This is a genomic window from Streptantibioticus parmotrematis (assembly GCF_019890615.1).
Classification (GTDB): domain Bacteria; phylum Actinomycetota; class Actinomycetes; order Streptomycetales; family Streptomycetaceae; genus Streptantibioticus_D; species Streptantibioticus_D parmotrematis.
Genome location: NZ_JAINVZ010000061.1, coordinates 1 through 953 on the forward strand (window position 1 = coordinate 1; position 953 = coordinate 953).

A 953-nucleotide genomic window follows, 5' to 3' on the forward strand; every position below is an offset into this window, starting at 1 on the left:
GCAAGGCAGCCTCCTCGGCTAGCGTCAACCGCCGGACAGGCATGCGCCGACGCGCCACCGGACCGTAAGGTTCGGTGACGCGTCCCTTAGGCTCGACGGCCCAACGGCCCGCCGAAGACCGGCAATCCGCCCAGCTGGAGGAGGAACCGTGGCAACGCCCCCAGGCGGACACCCCTATGGCGGTCCGCAGCAGCAGCCGCAGCAAGCACCGCTGAAGCGATTCAACTTCCCTTCGGCGCCGAGCCCACGGCTGCGGCCGGGCCCCGGGCAGCAGCCCGAGCAGGCCCCGTCGTACGACCAGCAGCCGCCCGTGCCCCGGATCGAGCCGCACATGCCGCCACCGCGCGGCGCGGGCACCGGCGCGGGCGGGGCCTCGGGAGGCGGCACGGGGGCGCGCGGCGGCCGTCGCACGCCGCTCGGCTCGGACCAGCAACCCCTGGTGCGCCCGTACGCCATGACCGGTGGACGCACCCGGCCGCGCTACCAACTGGCCATCGAGGCGCTGGTGTCCACCACCGCCGACCCCGAGCGGCTGCGCGGCCAGCTCCCCGAGCACCAGCGGATCTGCCATCTGTGCCGGGAGGTCAAGTCGGTCGCGGAGGTCTCGGCCCTCCTCTCCATCCCCCTCGGCGTCGCCCGAATCCTCGTCGCCGACCTGGCGGAGGCCGGACTCGTCGCCATCCACCAGCCCGGTGGCGACGAAGCCGCCGGCGGTCAACCAGATGTGACACTGCTCGAAAGGGTGCTCAGTGGACTTCGCAAGCTCTAGCGGTGCAGCCCGCTCCACCACCTCCGCGAAGATCGTGGTGGCGGGCGGCTTCGGCGTGGGCAAGACCACGTTCGTCGGTGCCGTATCGGAGATCAACCCGCTGCGCACCGAAGCCGTGATGACGTCCGCGTCCGCGGGCATCGACGACCTGACGCACGCGCCGGACAAGACCACGACGACCGTG

At 72.6% G+C, this 953-nt stretch carries 1 protein-coding gene and 1 pseudogene; both read left to right on the forward strand.

Going from position 1 to position 953, the window contains the following annotated elements:
- Positions 1–148: 148 nt before the first annotated feature.
- The gene (locus K7472_RS32220) at positions 149–769 is read left to right on the forward strand and encodes a DUF742 domain-containing protein (RefSeq protein WP_222982809.1); all 621 of its coding nucleotides are present in this window, start codon (positions 149–151) and stop codon (positions 767–769) included.
- Positions 750–953, forward strand: a pseudogene (locus K7472_RS32225) (ATP/GTP-binding protein); the annotation flags it as partial. The gene K7472_RS32220 and the pseudogene K7472_RS32225, both read left to right, overlap by 20 nt.